The organism is Escherichia albertii NBRC 107761 = DSM 17582, assembly GCF_000759775.1.
Classification (GTDB): domain Bacteria; phylum Pseudomonadota; class Gammaproteobacteria; order Enterobacterales; family Enterobacteriaceae; genus Escherichia; species Escherichia albertii.
On the sequence record NZ_BBMY01000112.1, the window covers coordinates 1 to 17283 of the forward strand.

A 17283-nucleotide genomic window follows, 5' to 3' on the forward strand; every position below is an offset into this window, starting at 1 on the left:
ACCTTCCCGTCACCGCCTTCATCACGGGTACTGATGTCCTGGGATATACGGCGGGAGCCAACCAGCATTTCCCCGTAAGGCACCGGCATCGGGTTCCCCTGGGCAATCATGTTATCCAGCGAGGAAAAGTACGTGTTCTGTCTGCCGTTATCCGTTGCGCGGTAATCCGGTGTTTTTGCCTTCGGGGCCAGCATCTGGGCCACACCGCCCAGAATCATGCTGGCTCCAAGTGAAAACAGCATCGTGGTGGCAGAAAAACCACCGGCTGCCAGGGCTGAACCCCATAACGCCATTGATGCCCCGGCAGTGAAGAAAGAGCCCACGATGGCTGCCGCCCCCAACACAATCTGCAGTCCACCCTTTCCGGCCCCGGCCAGTCGCGGCACAATGTGGATGACCGTTCCCTCACCCAGCTGTTCGTGAAGGCGGGCGTACACCACCTCCGGTGCCGTGTCTTCACCGGCAATACGTATCTGGTACCAGCCTTCGTTCATCTGAAGGCGAAAGCCCGGCATCTGCATCGACAGGGCGCGAATGGCTTCCGCTGCCGTGTTCACATACAGGCTGAGGCGGCGGCCAAATCGTTGTAAATCCCCGTGAAGGCAGATGTGTGCCAGTGGCGGTGACGCCAGACAGAATGCGTTCGTCGTTGCCATTTTTCGGAATACCTCTCCCGTTTACTCAGTTGTTCAGGAATATGGTGAAGCAGTTCACCGTTGCCGCAGTAAATGGCGGCATGATTAGCCACCGATGCGCCGAAGCAGCACAGCAGGATATCGCCCGGCTGTGCAGAGGACAGGGGCACCCGGTAAAAGCCGGTGACTGCCATATTGTCCAGGTACAGGTTCTGGCCGTTGCGCCACCAGTCATCCTCGCGATGAAAATCCGGCATATCAATTCCCGCCAGATGGTATGCATCCCGGAACAGCGTGTAACAGTCCGTCACCCCGTGCTCAAAGCGCCGTCCTGTCAGATGTGGCACACAGCGGAATTTATGAATTTCCCCCCGGCAGACCAGCCACCAGGGCAGTGCGCTTTTTATCTGCAGCCGCCGGTCAGCCTCGCTCAGCCAGGGCAGCTCACCGGGATGACTGTGGACCAGTGCCACAATCTCCCCCTGTATCTCTGCCCGCAGCCAGTCTTCCGGTGCGATACGAAAATACGCCTCCGGCTCTGCGGAAATATTCACACAAGGGATATACCGCTCCCCCTCCGGCGTGCTTATCACGAAGCCGCACGACTCCGCAGGCGCACACCGCCGGGCATGCGCCAGAATCGCTGATTCAGTCTGTGTCATAAACCGGGATTTACTGCGAAAGTTTATTAATGGAAAGGAAACCGCCAAAATTGCCGACATTCCTGCGCAGTTCACACCCGCGCATGCACTTGCTGCATCTGTCCTTACGGATATCCGTGGTGGGTTTATCGAACTCATCCGCCACAGCCCCGCCCGTGTAACCACACTCATCAGAGCGGTAGGTCCACATACAGGTGTTCGCCAGCATGATACGACCGGGAAACAGCGCCCCGTCCGTCTCGGTCGGTGTGGCCAGCACAAACGAGGCCGTCATGGCTGTCAGCTCCGACATCTGCTCCACCACCCAGCGGTCGCTCAGCTCCTGCTCCGGGTCCGCTTCCGGATTGCCCGCAACGAAATTCACCGCATCCAGAAAACGCGCATACACCCGACGGCGGACCACCGTGGCCCCCACCAGACTCTGCAGGTCTTCCGCCATCCCGGTGACCAGACCGAACAGATTGGACACCGTCAGCGACGGTCTGGCACTGCTGCCTTTCCCGTTCATTTCAAAGCCGCTGCCATCAATCGGGTACGCCTGGTACTTCCGCCCCTGCCAGGTGACCGGCTCCCCTTTTTCATTCAGCTCATTACAGAAAAAATACCGCTCACCCCCCTGCACCGTCAGGTCAATTTCCCAGAGTACCACCCGCGGTGACTGCTCTGATTTAACCGACTCGCTCAGACTTTCTTCGTGAATATCCTGCATCAGTTCACCACCTGCTTAAACTCCGCGCTGAACTCAACGCGCAACATCCCGACCCGCGCAGACCACCCGGCACAGGTCACCTTTATCTGCCGGTATGCATAGGGTGGCTTCCACAAAAATGCCTTCCAGCCACCGTGCTCTGCCAGGAACGCTTCCAGATGCCGGGCCTCCTCCCGGTTCACGGAAAGCGTCACCCTGTATGTTTTCAGGTCAGCATTCAGCCCTGCCGCCATACGCTGTGAGTACCCGTCACCAAAACGCACTTCACGCACCGATGGCTGCGAGTTCACCTCCATATCCGGCTTCACTTTCCAGCGAAAGGTTTTCATCCACCGCTCCCTGATAACATACCGCCATCACGCAACTGCAGCCGGAGTTCATCCTGTGCCCCCTTGCGGGCCATCTCATACACCGCTTTCATCAGCTGCGGCCCTGCCCGCCCGTTGGGGCCGTCGTTCTGAATCACCACGTGATTGTTCTGATTAAAATTAATGCCTTCCGCCCGCCGCATCTGCGCCGGACTTCCGGCACCGCCGACATAACCACCTTCCGCATAGCCCCGCATCAGGCGGTACAGATTGCCGACACCAATCCGGCTGGTCGCCTCCTTCGTGAAGACAAACTCCCCGCGATGAACAATCCCCGCAGGTTCATATTTACCCCCCGTCCCCGTAAATCCCCCGGTCGCGAAATGGAAGTTCGCCGCCGCAGCCTGAATGGCTGTACCGCCTGACGCGGATGCGCCGCCACCAACAGCCCCGCCAATGGCGCTGCCGATACTCCCGACTATCCCCACCATCGCCTGCTTCAGAAAAATCTCTGTCAGCATGGACAGCACAGAACGGGTGAAACCACGCCAGTTCTGTTCGCTGCCGGTCAGCATCGCTGCCATATTCTGTGCAATACCGTCAAAGGTCTGCGTGGCTGCACTTTTTACCTGCGACATACTGTCCGTCGCACTTTCCGCCCACTCGCCCCAGCCGGACTTCATCCCGGCCATCCAGCTTCCACGAAGCTGCTCCTCCGCAGACCAGGTGTTCTTCAGTGCAGATGTGGCCTTCGCCAGCGCAACCGGATTATCACCGTACACCTCACGAAGGCGCTGCTCTTCCGACTCCCGCTGCGCCTGACGGTCGGTGAGTCCGCGGGCTTTTGCGCTGATTGCCGCCTGCTTCGCGCTCTGCTGCTGTTCAAACCGCGCCGCCTGCTGTGCCAGCTCATTCAGCCGCTTCTGGTGTTCAATCTTGTCTCCCAGCTCAGCCAGCTGGCGTTTGTACTCCAGCGTCTCTTTCTCATGAGCCAGCAGGGATTTTTCCTGCTCAGATAACTGCCGTTTCGTGGCGGCCTCTTTCAGGACCACATACTGATTTTCCGCTTCCCATAAATCCCGGCGCTGCTGGCTGATTTTCTCATTCACACCGCTGTGTTTTTCCAGCGTCCTGAGCTCGGTTTCAAGCGCCAGCATGGCTGCATGCGCCCGGTCTTCCTGGCGCTCACCGGCAGACACCTTCACACCTGACGGCTTTTTCAGCGTCGATTCATAATCCTTTTTTGCCGACGCCATCAGCGTGTTGTAATCCGCCTGCAGGATTTTTCCGTCTTTCAGGGCCTTATTCAGCTCTTTCTGACGGGCGGTATATTTCTCCAGTGGCGTCTGCAGGCGCTCATACGCCTTCTGCGCCTCTCCGGTATACTTCAGCTGTGACGCCTCACGCTCAGCCCGGTCCCTTGCCGCCAGTTCACCGGCTTTTTCCATATCCGACTGCAGCGTGGCCGCTGCCAGACCCAGACGGGCATTTTCCCGGTCATCCCATGCCCCCTGAAGGTTCGCACGAAAAGAGGAGGTCTTTCCCCGGCGCTGGCTCCGGCTCTGGTACCACTGCCATTTTTTATCCGCCTCATCAAATGCCTTCTGCGCACTGGCGAGCATATCCGCTGAGGATTCAGGACGACCGATATCCAGAATGGCATCCCACATCGATTTGAATGCCTTCCCTGTTTTATCCGCCCAGGTCTCCAGTGTTCCCATGTTTTCTTTCAGGCGACGGGTCTGCTCATCAAAGCCTTTCGTGGCGATATCGTTCGCCGCCTGCAATGCCCCGGCCTCGTCTCCGGAACGCTGCAGCTGTGCAACATACGCAATCTGCTCTGCCGTCACGTTACGGAACTGGCGCGCCATCGCCATCAGTCCCGACGTCGGGTCAGTGGTCAGCTTCCCGAAGGCTTCAGCGACTTTATCCACCTCCACACCGGATGCAGACGCAAAACGCGCGACACTCTGGTTGATGGCATCAAACTGTTCACCACCACGCACACCGGCATTCACCAGGGCTGCCAGTGACTCTCTCGCCTGGTTAAACGTCAGCCCTGCTGCCTGCCCGGCTCTTGAGAGAGTCAGCATACGATCGGCAGTCAGTCCGGACTGATTACCGGAAAGAACCAGGGTTTTATTAAACGCTGAAAGCGTGGAATCTCCCTGGTACCAGGCGTACACCAGCGCACCTGTCGCCACCGCCAGCGAGGTGACCCCGACCATCGGCAGGGTGATCGCACCGGCAAGCCCCCTGAACATGGGGATCATCCCGCCGAAGGAGTCCTTCACCTGACCGCCCTGTTGCAGCAGGATCAGCCAGGGATTCTGACCACCTGCAAGCTGCGTGGCGATATCCGTAAACTGTGCGGGCAGGGTTCGCATGGCCGCTTTATACTGCCCGACGGAAATCCCGGCTTTTTGTGCAGCCAGCGCCTGGCGGCTCAGGCCCTGTTCAACAGCACTGGCGGTTTTTCTGGCGTCGGTATCCAGACCTGAAAAATGACGCCTTACCCGGCTCATCTGCTCATCGAAACGGACAGCATCCAGACTAAGGTCAATAACAAGATCACCAACCGGCTGGGACATATCTCACACCTCCCGGAATCCCCGCTGAAGCCATCATTAATGCGGCATCATCCACCATGACATCTGCCACATCCGCAGACGATAAAATATCGCGCCCTCCGTCCCCACCGAACCGGACGCCTCCGGCAAGTCCTGCCGCTTTCTGCATCAGCATTTTGTCCTCATCCGGCCTCTCCACCTGCTCTTCCTCATGCCGGGGGACAAGCAGACTGAAATCAGAGGGATGCATATCCGGATCGCAAAAAAACAGGCTGAGTACAGCGTACGTCAGCCCGGAAAAATGCATATCCAGCTGGGTATCCTGAAAATAATGCGTGCGGTAAAAACGGTGCCAGTCGGCATATTCGGTGGATGTCATCCCGGCAAGCATGGCGCGCCAGTCGGGTCTCCCCATCTCACGCGCCAGTCTGAGGGCAAAGTTCAGCTCGCCGTCGAAGACTTTCCCGCAGAAAAATCATCATCAGTCAGCGTGTTATTTTTCGCCACTTCAGTAATATCAGTATCCGGACGAACAGCTTCGATCATCCCGGACAGGCACAACACCACGTCTTCCGCCCGGGCAATGGCATCGGCAGGCCAGGTGGTGAGCACTTCCTGCTCTATCTTCATCACGGCCTCATTCATTGACGGTGACTGCGTTTTCTGTGGATGGTTATGCCACAGGGACATCGCCACCAGAAACGCGCCGGTTCTGACGAGATCTTCCACGCTTACCTGCAGGTTGCCGCAGGATTCTGCCTGTTCTGCACGCCGTTTCAGGAGGGCAAGATGCTCGATACGCTGCAGCGCAGACAATTCGGAAAGCGTGACAGACACACCGTTATATTCAAATTGTTCTGTTTTCAGAAACATGTATTACCTCCGTTTACCCTGCAGCGCCCGCTTCAGTAACGGTGACTTCAGCCACTGCGGCGAACTGACCATTTCCGCTCACCACAGGGATCTGCACCTTACCTGTCGCCACGCCGTTTACCGTAATTGTCATATCTTTCACACTAATGGTGGCTTTCGACGGATCGGCGGAAACCGCTCTGAACGTCTTGTCGGTTGCACTTTCCGGCTCAAAAGAAACCGTCAGGGTGGTTGTTTTCCCTTTTGCCACCGTACCGGATGTCGGCGTCACCTTAATCGCACTGACCGGCGTAATTTTGCTGCGTTCTTCCGCTACAGAAGGTTTACCCACGTTAGTGACTTTCACCGTGCGGGTGATCACTTCTTTCGCCGTCACGGCCTTACCGATACTGCTGACCCAGCCACGAAACACATCCACCGTGCCATTCGGAAAACGGATTTTATAGGCCCGGACATCGCCGCTTTCAAACCAGCCTATAAGCCCTTTCTGGCCTTCCTCTCCCGGTTTCCAGGCCAGCGTAAAACTGGTATCACCTGCAGATTTCTGCCCCTGCCCGGTCGCGGTCCAGTCCGCGTCTTCATCATCCAGGTAGTTATCATCGTAGGATTCTGCCGTCATCTCGCCCGGCGTCAGATCCTTCACCTTAGCCAGTCGCTGCCAGTCATCGTCTGACAACGGGTTTGCATAAGCATCACCCTTGCCGTTGTAAACCCACAGAGTGGTACCGGCACCTTTTACCGGCTCAAGGGGATTTGGTGTTGCCATATCGTCCTCACATCTCGTATGTAATGGAATAAGTCAGATCTGCAGAACTCCATAACGCCATATCGTCATCACGACGATACTCATAGCCCTGCGTAACCATCGTGGTAATCAGTCCTGCCAGTGCCGGGATCGCGGTCATCGCCGGGTAAATCCGGCTTTCCATCCACTGATCAAGCTCTGAATCCGGTACCTGTGCCGGTAAAAACACCTCAATATGCAGCGTGGCCCGCCAGGTATCTGCATCCAGCTCTTCACCGGTATACTCTGCATCCGTCAGATAAACCGCGATCGCAGGAAAATCCTCTTCGTCAAAAACAACGGGGCGACCATCAAACAGCGTCGCCCCGTGTTCATGCTGCTCGAGTGCATCCAGCACTGCGGCACGAATGTCAGTGTGTTTCATCGTTTTATTGCAATCCTCAGTTGTTGTTTCAGCGCGTATGCCAGTTCTTTAGGCAGGCGTTCACGCCGGATACGGTCAACATTCTCATCAAATGCCTGTTTCAGTGGGGCCGCCATCGGGATTTTCACCACATCAATGGGGTAACGGTTTTTCCCGGCCACACGCTGCATGACATGCCAGCGACCATTTTTTAATCGCTGAATAAATGCCCGCTGATACCGATGCTGACCGGCTTTAAGTATGCTGTTCGGGCGACGCCCCAGCATCCTGATCCCCAGCTTAATCACAGGGAGATCACCGCGGTTAACGATAATTTTGGCATTCGGATTTCTGACCGTCGCCCGTTTCAGTCTGGACCGTTCCTTTACCAGTTTCCGGCGAACCTTTGTCTCCCGGGCAACCTGTGATGAAGACTGATTAATCGCCGTTGTGGCCACGCGGTTAATGGCCATTGCTGAAGCCGCCGGAATGGCGTTTTTACGAACCCGGCTCAGATTGTCAATCGCCTGATCAAGCCCTTTTATCGCCATAATTTCACCCTGCGTTTATCGTCGCCGGTTAACTGCGGGTGGTTGACCACGGTTGAGCCAGAGATAACAGCTGCCCCCGTCATCCGGAGAAACACGATCCACCCAGAATATCTCACCATTAATGGTCAGCGTGTCACCACGCCGCACGGCACGAACCGTATCCGTCCGCACAAATAATGACGGGCTGCTTCCTTCAATACGGACCCCGCCACCGGCAAACCCCAGCGACTCCGGATCATCAAAAACCCCCTGAACTTCGCTGCCACACTGTGCCCCCGAGGTGAACTGCGCACAGAGCCCCATCACTTCAACGATCGTACTGTCTACCCCGGCGAGGGCAGCATCAAAGGCATTCTGAAAATCACGCATATTCAGCCGTTCCGTGCTGTATCATGGCCGTTGCCAGTGATGATGGCACCAGAACACGCATACCCCGTAACGCCAGCTCAACGGGACGACCTGTCTCCGGGCAATACCCCATTACTTGCAGGCACTTCCGTACCCGGACGGCTTTAACATCATCCGGAGCATCCGTGTTGTTCAACTGCTCACCATCGTCTGTGTGATTTTGATCAGCCCCGCTCTCATCAGAGTGCATAATGCCCTCCGGGGAAACAGCAAGCTCCTCTTCCCACTCAGACACACGTTGAGCAATATCCGCAGCACTCCCCGACATATCCGCCTCGCGCCCCAGCAGGCCAGCCAGTTGACGAAGACGATTCAGATTTTCTTCTTTTGTTGCCATCTCAGCCTCCTGTGAAAAAAGACACGGGGGCATTTCGCCCCCGCTCACGGATTATTTCACCTGTACCACCACAAACTCATCCGGATCCGGCAGCACCATCAGCGGAGCGGACTGCGTCATGGTGAATTCACAGGACGGATCGCCCACGGTCAGCCAGTGTTTCGGGTAACGGGAAGAAGCCACCACTCCTTCAGACAACGCCTGTGCATCCTTAATGGCACCATAGCAACGAATGCCCTCTGCTGCCGTATTCCCCAGCACCAGCATGCCCTCCGGCAGATAACGTTTTTCGGTACCGTCCTCTGCCACATAAGACGTTTTCGCCACCACAATGGCCAGATCGCCGTAATACCCCTTGAAGGACACCACTGCGCCCAGATCTTTCACTGCCGTTTCGAGTTGTGAATTTGAGCCGCGACGGGTATCCAGTTTTTCGCGGAACAGCTTAAAGCCATTCAGCAGACGCCAGACCGTACCGTCCATAATGGCGATATTCACAAGGCCGCTGGCCTGATCGCAGTAGAGGTCAATATCATGCGTCGGATCAAACGTATCACGGTCCTGCTCAGACCATTTTTTACCGTCGGCCTGCTCAATGTTATTTCCTTCAGAGCGTCCGAAATCCACCTCGACCGTGTCAAACTGTTCCCCTTCCATGGTGTATTTGCCATACAGCACGGCATTCACCGCCTGCATTTCTTCCACCTGGACAATAGCGTGCTCTTCCTGTTTGAGGTTATCGGTAATGATACGCAGACGACGGTAGGCCGGGTCGTTCAGCTGAGCCGGATCTTCACCGGGAAGGCGCTCAACCGCCTGCTGGTAATTAAATTCGTGTTTCGGCTTGACGTAGCCCGGACGCAACACGCGGGTTTCACCACCACGATGGCGCAGCACTTTTCCTTCAACGATCGGGGAGACATAGGCCGCCACCGGCGTTTTTCCGGTAATTTTGTCCAGCATCACCTCTTCGGTGTGGAAATTCACCGTACGGCGGAAAAACAGCTCCAGAAATAGCGCACGGAATTTAACTTTTTGTTCGGTATAACCGAGTAACTGGCGGGTCGTAAACAATCCCATAAATCAGTTCCTTTCATTCAGAAATCAGTCAGGCCACCATGGTGGCCTGATAACGTGTTACGGCAGAGCCGCGTGACTCAGGGCTGTGCCGGCAAAGGCATTTGCCTTTTTGTGTTCATCCACACTGTCAGGCCAGCGGATTGCCTCCGTCGCAAAGGTCCCCGACTTGTAATAGGTCAGCACCGTCTCTGTGCCTTCAAGCGGCAGTACCAGTATGCCAACCGCACTACCGGCTTTCTGTCCATCCCAGACCACCAGTTTCCCGGTGACTTCATCCAGCATCAGGGGCGTCAGAGCCGGTGTTGCAGAAGAAATCCCGCTGCTGCCTGTGGCGGTATGAGCCGGATCATTACCGGCAAAAATACGTACTTCCGCACGCTGTTCAGTGATGGTTTTCGTCACCATTTTGTTAAAACCTCATATTGATGGTCAGCACTGACTTCATGGCATGGCCATGAGCATTTTCACGTCCGCATCACCGTCTGCTGACGTCTGTGACACGCCACCCCGCACCGCTGCCGGTGAATGATTCGCCATGAAATGTTCAAACAGGGCGGTTGTGGATGCAGAGACCGGTTCGGCCTTACCTGATCCCGCAGCCAGCACAGCCCGGGCGTTCTCCACGGTCATTCCCGGGCAGGCCGCCAGTTTTTCAGCCTGCGCTTCTGCCCCTTTTGCCTCATCCAGGGCCATGATCTGATCACGAAGTGAGGGCCCGGCATTCGCCTGCGGTGAGGCAGCCAGGATCGGGCGGGCTTTTTCCACCGTCATCTCCGGCATCGCCGCCAGCGTTGCCGCCAGTTGTTCACGACCGTTCGCTTCTTCACACGCCATAATGCGATCGGCTTCACTCTGCGCGGATGCCACCGGCTGCTGTGGTGCCGCCGCGGCCAGAATCGCCCGGGCCTGTTCAATGCTCATGCCCTGTTGTCCTGCCAGCATCGTGGCAAGCTGTTCACGTCCTTTCGCTTCCTGACACGTCAGGATCCCTATCACTCGCTGGTTCTCCTGCGCGGCAGCTTCCGTTGCAGTTAATTGCGGCATAGTGCCTCCTGTATCATGAGTGTTCAGCGCCGCAGCCATCACGCTGATGGCATCCGACGCATTGATTAATTCATCCGCCAGTCCGGCCTTAATAGCGGACTGACCTTCAAAAACGGCAGCCTCTGTCCCCGTGACAGCTTCCACAGACAGCCCCGTATACATCGCCACTTTTTCGGCAAACATCCGGTGCGCCGCATCAACCCGCTGCTGCATGTCCTGACGCACCTCTGCCGGTAAGGCTTCAAACTGATTGCCATCCACCTTGTGCGCCCCGGCATAAATCAGCGTGATATCCACCCCGGCCTGCGCCAGATGACCGGCATAGCTGACATGGCTCATCATCACGCCAATGGAGCCGATACGGGATGTCTGGGTAACCAGCCGTCGGGAGCAGGCCGACGCCAGCAGCATGGCTGCAGAACAGGCCGTGTCATTGCACAGTGCCCAGACCGGCTTCTGCTGACGGAGGCGGTAAATCATGTCAGCGCAGTCAAACGCGCCGGCGGCCTGCCCGCCCGGACTGTCAATGTCCAGCAGTACGCCCCGCACCTGGCTATCTGCCATTGCCTGCTGAAGACAGGCGACAATGCCGTCATAGCCTGTCATTCCGGAAAATGGCCGCATACCGCCCAGCCGGTGCACCAGCGTGCCGGTCACCGGCAGTACAGCAATACCGTTCACCACCCGGTAAACACGGGCCGGTCGTTTACCTCCGGCCATGTACTCGTCCGTTTCAGCCAGCATTCCGGGAGCATCAAGCTGTACCTGTTGTTGTGGTACCGAAAGACTTGCTGCCCCCATCTCGCGCCCGAGCGCGCAAAAGAAAACCCGCGCATAGGCGGGCTCCAGAAGCAGCGGTTCATTGAATGCTGCGGCAATAATGTGTGAAAGATTACGTCTCACGTGGTGTTGTCTCCTCTTCCGGCCTGCGACTCTCCGCTATCTGCTGCTGATACGCCTGCGCTATCCACACCGGACGTGAGAATCCGGCTTTTTCCCGCTCTGCAGATTCCCTGACCTGCTGGCGGAAAATGTCCTGATAATCCTCGCCCATCAGCGCCAGCTCTTTCTCATACGTGCTCAGTCCGGCCTCAATGCGCATCACTGATTCCTGAACCTCCTTGAGCCCGTCAATGGCCATTCTTCCGGCTCCAATCCACTCAGCCCGTGACCAGGCTGATCGCGCCTGATAAAAATCAAAACGTGCCCGTGGCGGACGAATAATCCCCCGAAGAAGTGCCTCTTCCAGCCAGCAGGAAAACATCTGCGTGGCCAGCCGGGACGCAATAAATTTTCGCCGCCCCATAAAATAGCGCCACGACTCATTGGCGGATGCGCGGGCACTTGAATAACTGACCTTCGAGTAATCACGGGACAACTGTTCGTAGGAAACGCCAAGACCGGCGGCGATATACCGCAGCAGCGCCTGTTCAAGCGCCGAAAATCCATTGTCTGAATCCTGCGCGGTCTGAAGTTTCAGATCATCACCGGGGAAAAGGTGCGGAATTTTGACACCGCCCAGCGTCACGCTATTCGTGTCATACCAGGTGGAGAACTTATCCAGAATATTAATAAGCGGATTATCCTTCTGCCCCTGCGGCGCACCGGCGATATATTCAAAGGCCTTTTCGGTATCAAGTTCACTTTCAATCGTCGCTGCATACATCGCCTTCACTATGGCCGACTGAAGCTGTGTTGCCTGCAGGGAATCGAGCATCTTCAGCCGTTCCATGACGCTGTAAAACTGATTAGCCCCACGGGTCTGCCCGTCCTCCACCGGCTCGAAAATATGCAGCATGGCCGGACGCCCGGTGGGAAGTTCACGCGGGATCCGTTCCCATCGTCCACTACCAGAGAACGGAAAATCGTCCTCACAAATATGGTACGCGACGGCACGGCCATATCGATCGACCTCCACACCGGCCCGCAGAAAACGGTTCCCCATACCGTGTCCAGGCGTGTCCACCCGTTTCGGACTCACGGCTTTAAAACGCGTACGGAATAACTGCGTGGTTTCCGTATCCCAGACCGGCTGCACAAAGATTTCGCCGTTAAACGCATGAACGCCCACACCTTCACGGATAAATTCCGTGAACGTGCGTTTTCCTTCCACGTCGATCTCGCCAAACATCCCTTCGGCGTATTCCGACCAGGCCGCCTCCACCTCATCGACAAAGCTTTTTGCTGCGGTCTCCCGCATCCCCAGCCAGCGCCAGTTCGGACGGTAGCTGATCAGAAACATATGCCCGACAATGTGATCCTTATGCAGAGCCACCGCATTAGCCGCTATTCCGTTATTGCGCACCAGATCATCTGCCCGGGCATTCCCCAGACGCAACGCGGGTAGCAGGGCCGCATCGGCACTCTGCGCCGGTGGCAACCACTCAGCCATTTGCCCGCCAAATCCTGCACCGCCCCCGTTGTAGCTGAGACTCTCACGAAGCGGAACGCCGTTCACATCAATCAGGACAGGCGTTCGTTTCATAACCTCACTCCCAGCGGACGACGGCGACGCCGGGTTGTCCCCAGTACCGACTCCGCATCATTGATCGCCCGGTTAAGCTCATCCAGAGAAGCCGCCGTATATTCAATTCTGCGACCATCTTTCTGGACAGACACCACCCGTTTACCGGTTAATAAATCAAGGCGCGCCTGACGCAGCGCCTGCAGTTCAGCGACTGTAACCATTCACTCCTCCGGACAGCTTCGCTGCCAGTTCTTTAAGGGTTGGCCGGGTCGTCTCTTCTTCCCGGGATTTTGCCAGTACAGCCAGATCAAGCTGCCAGCGTTGCACGGACACACGTAATGCCGCGTAGGCATACACCAGGCAGTCCAGCGCTTCGTTACGCCGCTTTTTGTTATCCCACAGCAGACGCATCTTTCCTTTTTCCCACTTCTCCACAAGCTCTTCCGCGACCAGTTGCTGCGCCTCTGTCTGCGAAAAAATCTCCGGATCATCAGGAAAACGGATGGCATACGACGTGGCTTCATCCGCAGGCGTGGGATCGGCTTTCATACGGGCATAGAGAATTTCTTTTGCGGTGTCCGTCCCCACTTCACACAGATACACGCCCCGCTGATTGCGGGTTTTTGGCATGGTGATCACCGGCTTGCCATAGACAGATGCGCCTTTTACCGGCAGCACCCGGAAAACACCGTGTTTTTTTGACCTCTGATAAACGATTTCGCCATCGATCCCCCCGATGTCCCAGCAGACACGGGAAATAGTCATTTCGGTTCCGTCTGCATGGCGGTATTTTTTGTTGATCGCCGCATCCACACGTAACAGCGTCTCTTCCTCATCGGGACGCCCCATAATGATGATTTTATCCACCAGAAAGGCTTCCTCTCCCGGAGCCCATCCCCAGACATACATCTCAAAACGGTTTCGCTGCGAGTCAATGCCCGCCGTCAGATAAACCACCCGGGCAGGCACCGCCGCCGTGTAACGCACAACCTTATCCATCAGTACCTGGTGATCGAGTTTTTCGCCCACAGCCTCTTCCCAGGTCTCGCCCAGCGTGGTGTTCACAAAGGTTTTCAGGCCGTTGGGATCTTTCAGTGCATCCAGCCAGTCATAGACAATCTGTACCCAGGTGGTGAACGGACTGTACGCCGTCCAGATATGGAAAGTGATGGAGCGCGGCGGCGGAATTTCATTACCCGCAGCGCTGAAAAACGTCAGACCGTCACGGGTCCACATGCCCGTGTTTTCACAGATCCACCGCCCGTTACTCTGGTCCAGTTCAGACTGATGGATCACGCAGCCATGATGCTCACAGAGGTAGAAAACGCTTTCGGGGCTGTCCTTCTCCCATTTAAGCCCAAAAGGCGTGGACTCATCGCCAAATTTCAGATACTGCGCCTCCCCACAGTGCGGGCAGGGCACATAAAAACGCATGAAATGCGCCGACTCGTTGGCCGCTTTTTCGATCTGGCAGGAGCCTTTTATTTTAGGCGTCGAGCCGCGAATGGATTTTGGCCATACCGAGCCCTCAATACGCTTATCCCCCAGCAGGGTTGGCGAGCCCTCTTTTTCGACATCCGGCTCGAACGAGGAAAGTTCGTCATAGCAGACCACGTCCACGGATTTTTCACGGTAGTTTTTTGCTGCCGCACCACCCAGGCACCAGAAGCCCACCCCCGATGAAAAGCGTTTCAGCGTGAGAGTATTGTCACGATGTTTACGACCCAGCCACGGGGAAAGATCTTTCAGGCATGGCACGTCCCGAATCGTCGCCTCCACGTGAGACTTCATAAAATCTTCAGCGGCAGAATCCGTGGGCTGAAAAAGCAGACTGTTTCGGGATTTATGCTCAATAAAATACCCGGCGACTCCCAGCAACATCTTTGTATAGCCAACACGGGCAGATTTAATCAGATTAACAGTGCGGATCTGATCATTCCCCATACTGTTCATGATGGCGATCTGGAACGGCAGCGTTTTCCATTCGCCGTCACCGTATGAGGATTCTTTCGGCAGATAATAATACTGGTCAGCCCATTCAACTGCCGCCATCGGTACAACCCTGACCAGAGGCTGCAGCGCAACCGAAACGGCGGCCACCATATTATTCAGTTGTTGCTCTGATATATTCATCCAGCAAATCCGGTAATTTATCCCCTGCCCGCGCACACTGATTTGCGCCCTTTGCAATAAGGGTTTTCAGATGGTCAATATGACGTGGCGTTAAATCCGGGAACTGTCGCTGCATGGATAACGGAATGGAATCAAGCGTACTGGACAATGCCATCGCCAGTTTGCTGAGGGCGAAAACGCAGAAGTCTGAATCGATGAGCTTACCTTCGGTTACCTGATTTTTAAGTTTTTGAGCTACAGCCTGTTCTTCTGTCAGTTCAGCTCTGGCCCGAAGCAGCCTTTCCTCCAGTTCTCCCCCGTCATCAGGTGTTCTCTGATTGTGTTGTCGCCGCTCGCGATCTATCTCCAGTACAGTTTTAACGTCATATAAAACTTCCCTCCCCCGACGTTCAACAGGAGGAACGCCCCATTTATCAAATGCCTGAACAGAGATACCGATGGAGGAGGCCATATCACTTTTATTCAATAAAAAGGCCATCTCCTCTCCATAAGTCATCGATAAAAAGCGAAACAACAACCATGTGTTTTTGCAAAACCATTTGATATCATTGACATTTTTCGCATTGGCGACATCAAAACACATCGTAAGGTTGTTGTATTTATTTTATTTTCACCTTACTTATCAATTAGATATACCAAACAATTAAACAACAACCACCCCCTCAAAAAATCTCATAAATAGTGAAAACGCGCGAGGTCGCCGCCCCGTAACGATCTGGATCACCGGAAAGGACCCGCCAACGACTTTCGCGTGCAGGCATTAAAAATTTTGCAGTTCCATGCCTAGTTGAAACCTCGATTTCTATAACATCCAATTTTGTAAATTTAGATATAGCTCAACTTTTCCCAATGTTTTCAAGTGTATAAAAACAATTGGCGTTACGCCATAACACTATACTTAGGATAAGTAAAGATTTTAAGGAGTTTTAATGAGTCAACATCAATATTATCCACAGCTGAAATGGAAGCCTGCTGAATATGAATCTCTGATGCTTTTAGATCAAACTACGCTCTCTGGTTTTACTCCGATCATTACCATTCCAGACATAGACTGGGATTATGAAAACGAATGCTACAAGAAGAGTTTGAGTTCTTACTTATCTGACTTCGGTATTAACCTTGCGGCATCCTGGAAAGCCAATCGTCCTGTTTTGCTGGATGTTAAATATTTAGATAAACATGGTTCGAGCCGCCATCATCCTCTAGATATGTGTATCCAAGATGCTAGAGTAAATGGTAAGGAAATTATCCCTGTTGTTTCTCCCGCATATTCAACAAACTATATACATGCTGTTCAACGCAACTTAATCAATGGGCTCGCTATATCTATCACCCCCCAGACATGGCACCAATTCACAAGTCTGGTTAACCACTTAAATATTCATCCTAGTTTAATTGATGTAATCATTGATTTTGGAGATATTCAAAACGCAACTGATAGTTTAAAACAACAAGCATTAAGCATGGTCAACACATTATCAGGCCAAGCTCCGTGGAGAAACTTGATTTTATCTTCAACCGCATACCCGGCATCACAGGCAGGGATACCGCAACATCAAGTTCATCATATTCCGCGCCATGAATACGATCTTTGGATGTACGTAGTACAGAATTTTAGCAATGGAAGAACGCCAAGTTTTAGTGATTATCCCACCGCTAGCTCTACCATTACGAGCGTAGACCCACGCTTCATGTCTCAGTATGTCTCAGTGAGATATTCGAACGATACCTCATGGATCTTTGTAAAAGGTACCGCAGTTAAAGGAAATGGATGGGGCCAAACTAAAAACTTATGTACTACCCTTGTTAGTTCGCCAGAGTATCAAGTCTTTGGCTCCAAATTTAGTTGGGGGGATGATTACATTTACCAAAGATCATTAGGCGCTAACAAATCTGGCGGCTCTAAAGAATGGCGTAAAGTTGCACATACGCACCATATTACGTTAGTCGTGAGACAGCTTTATTGGTTGGCGCAGACTCAGCCTGCCAAGCCTTAACTTTCCAGCCTACGCGTTTCTTTAAGGCTGTTCTGACTTCAGGCCTGAGATTCGCTATTGGAATATTTTCCGCAATAATATTCCATAACTCAAATCGGGGCTTGCTTTTGATTCCTTTGGAATAGCCCCATCGTTCAAGTACGTCGATACATTCATCTTTCCAAAGCAATTGAGCGAGCATCAATGTGTCATGGTTTCGATTAAGCTTTTCTCCACGCATGTGCTTTATAAGAATGGCGCCTTTTGGCCCAACAGAAACCGTTTTAACGCCCCACCAACCTGGGATTAACTTTAATGCTCCCTCAAGGTGTTTCTCAGCTACGACAAGAGTAACCTTGTCCATTACAGAAGAATAATGCTT

General features: G+C 54.3%; 21 protein-coding genes. 1 reads left to right on the forward strand and 20 read right to left on the reverse strand.

Translation table 11 applies throughout. The annotated features are described in order from the left end of the window. From EA14781_RS17325 to EA14781_RS17415, 19 genes are all read right to left on the reverse strand, one after another. Nucleotides 1-557: tail assembly protein (locus tag EA14781_RS17325; RefSeq protein ID WP_042335962.1), on the reverse strand; the 557-nt coding region annotated here is incomplete at its 3' end. Then, a complete protein-coding gene (locus EA14781_RS17330) occupies nt 554-1297 on the reverse strand; it encodes a C40 family peptidase (protein ID WP_000194702.1) in 744 nt (247 codons plus the stop codon). The genes EA14781_RS17325 and EA14781_RS17330, both read right to left, overlap by 4 nt. Nucleotides 1298-1307: 10 nt before the next feature. Next, the gene (locus EA14781_RS17335; RefSeq protein WP_002430365.1) at nt 1308-2006 is read right to left on the reverse strand and encodes a phage minor tail protein L; all 699 of its coding nucleotides are present in this window, start codon (nt 2004-2006) and stop codon (nt 1308-1310) included. After that, a complete protein-coding gene (locus tag EA14781_RS17340) occupies nt 2006-2335 on the reverse strand; it encodes a phage tail protein (protein ID WP_000847283.1) in 330 nt (109 codons plus the stop codon). The genes EA14781_RS17335 and EA14781_RS17340 overlap by 1 nt, the downstream gene beginning before the upstream one ends. Beyond that, the gene (locus EA14781_RS17345) at nt 2332-4905 is read right to left on the reverse strand and encodes a phage tail tape measure protein (protein ID WP_000082394.1); all 2574 of its coding nucleotides are present in this window, start codon (nt 4903-4905) and stop codon (nt 2332-2334) included. The genes EA14781_RS17340 and EA14781_RS17345 overlap by 4 nt, the downstream gene beginning before the upstream one ends. Next, nucleotides 4886-5299, reverse strand: a complete 414-nt coding sequence (locus EA14781_RS17350) for a phage tail assembly protein T (RefSeq protein WP_000533402.1) — start codon at nt 5297-5299, stop codon at nt 4886-4888. Before EA14781_RS17350 ends, EA14781_RS17345 begins: the two co-directional genes overlap by 20 nt. A gap of 26 nt (nt 5300-5325) precedes the next feature. After that, nucleotides 5326-5757: a phage tail assembly chaperone G gene (gene gpG, locus EA14781_RS17355; protein ID WP_000479095.1), complete on the reverse strand. Its 432-nt coding sequence runs from the start codon at nt 5755-5757 to the stop codon at nt 5326-5328. Between the two features lie 13 nt (nt 5758-5770). After that, nucleotides 5771-6523 (reverse strand): phage tail protein, encoded by a 753-nt coding sequence (locus EA14781_RS17360; protein WP_000235110.1) that lies wholly within the window; start codon nt 6521-6523, stop codon nt 5771-5773. Nucleotides 6524-6530: 7 nt separating this feature from the next. Continuing rightward, the gene (locus tag EA14781_RS17365) at nt 6531-6926 is read right to left on the reverse strand and encodes a phage minor tail U family protein (protein WP_000683079.1); all 396 of its coding nucleotides are present in this window, start codon (nt 6924-6926) and stop codon (nt 6531-6533) included. Next, the gene (locus EA14781_RS17370) at nt 6923-7456 is read right to left on the reverse strand and encodes a phage tail protein (protein ID WP_000974979.1); all 534 of its coding nucleotides are present in this window, start codon (nt 7454-7456) and stop codon (nt 6923-6925) included. The genes EA14781_RS17365 and EA14781_RS17370 overlap by 4 nt, the downstream gene beginning before the upstream one ends. 15 nt (nt 7457-7471) lie before the next feature. After that, nucleotides 7472-7825: a head-tail joining protein gene (locus tag EA14781_RS17375; RefSeq protein WP_001204554.1), complete on the reverse strand. Its 354-nt coding sequence runs from the start codon at nt 7823-7825 to the stop codon at nt 7472-7474. Further along, nucleotides 7818-8201: a DNA-packaging protein FI gene (gene gpFI / locus EA14781_RS17380; RefSeq protein ID WP_000201501.1), complete on the reverse strand. Its 384-nt coding sequence runs from the start codon at nt 8199-8201 to the stop codon at nt 7818-7820. Before gpFI ends, EA14781_RS17375 begins: the two co-directional genes overlap by 8 nt. 51 nt (nt 8202-8252) lie before the next feature. Continuing rightward, the gene (locus tag EA14781_RS17385; RefSeq protein ID WP_000522602.1) at nt 8253-9281 is read right to left on the reverse strand and encodes a major capsid protein; all 1029 of its coding nucleotides are present in this window, start codon (nt 9279-9281) and stop codon (nt 8253-8255) included. Nucleotides 9282-9338: 57 nt separating this feature from the next. Further along, nucleotides 9339-9686 (reverse strand): head decoration protein, encoded by a 348-nt coding sequence (locus EA14781_RS17390; RefSeq protein ID WP_000256832.1) that lies wholly within the window; start codon nt 9684-9686, stop codon nt 9339-9341. 36 nt (nt 9687-9722) lie between these two features. Further along, nucleotides 9723-11228, reverse strand: a complete 1506-nt coding sequence (locus EA14781_RS17395; RefSeq protein ID WP_001253977.1) for a S49 family peptidase — start codon at nt 11226-11228, stop codon at nt 9723-9725. Further along, the gene (locus EA14781_RS17400; protein ID WP_000831763.1) at nt 11218-12810 is read right to left on the reverse strand and encodes a phage portal protein; all 1593 of its coding nucleotides are present in this window, start codon (nt 12808-12810) and stop codon (nt 11218-11220) included. The genes EA14781_RS17395 and EA14781_RS17400 overlap by 11 nt, the downstream gene beginning before the upstream one ends. After that, on the reverse strand, nt 12807-13013 hold the full coding sequence (locus EA14781_RS17405) for a phage head-tail joining protein (RefSeq protein ID WP_000259002.1): 207 nt from the start codon (nt 13011-13013) through the stop codon (nt 12807-12809). The genes EA14781_RS17400 and EA14781_RS17405 overlap by 4 nt, the downstream gene beginning before the upstream one ends. After that, nucleotides 12997-14925 carry a phage terminase large subunit family protein gene (locus tag EA14781_RS17410; protein WP_001743649.1) on the reverse strand — a complete coding sequence of 643 codons (1929 nt, stop codon included), beginning with the start codon at nt 14923-14925 and terminating at the stop codon, nt 12997-12999. The genes EA14781_RS17405 and EA14781_RS17410 overlap by 17 nt, the downstream gene beginning before the upstream one ends. Then, nucleotides 14897-15403 carry a terminase small subunit gene (locus EA14781_RS17415; protein WP_001405844.1) on the reverse strand — a complete coding sequence of 169 codons (507 nt, stop codon included), beginning with the start codon at nt 15401-15403 and terminating at the stop codon, nt 14897-14899. Before EA14781_RS17415 ends, EA14781_RS17410 begins: the two co-directional genes overlap by 29 nt. Before the next feature lie 451 nt (nt 15404-15854). On the opposite strand from EA14781_RS17415, the gene EA14781_RS17420 reads away from it, so the two are divergent. Continuing rightward, the gene (locus EA14781_RS17420; RefSeq protein WP_000077907.1) at nt 15855-16922 is read left to right on the forward strand and encodes a beta family protein; all 1068 of its coding nucleotides are present in this window, start codon (nt 15855-15857) and stop codon (nt 16920-16922) included. On the opposite strand, the gene EA14781_RS17425 is transcribed toward EA14781_RS17420, so the two are convergent. After that, the coding region (locus EA14781_RS17425) for a sce7726 family protein (protein WP_042327412.1) at nt 16864-17283 on the reverse strand (420 nt) is incomplete at its 5' end. The genes EA14781_RS17420 and EA14781_RS17425 overlap by 59 nt on opposite strands.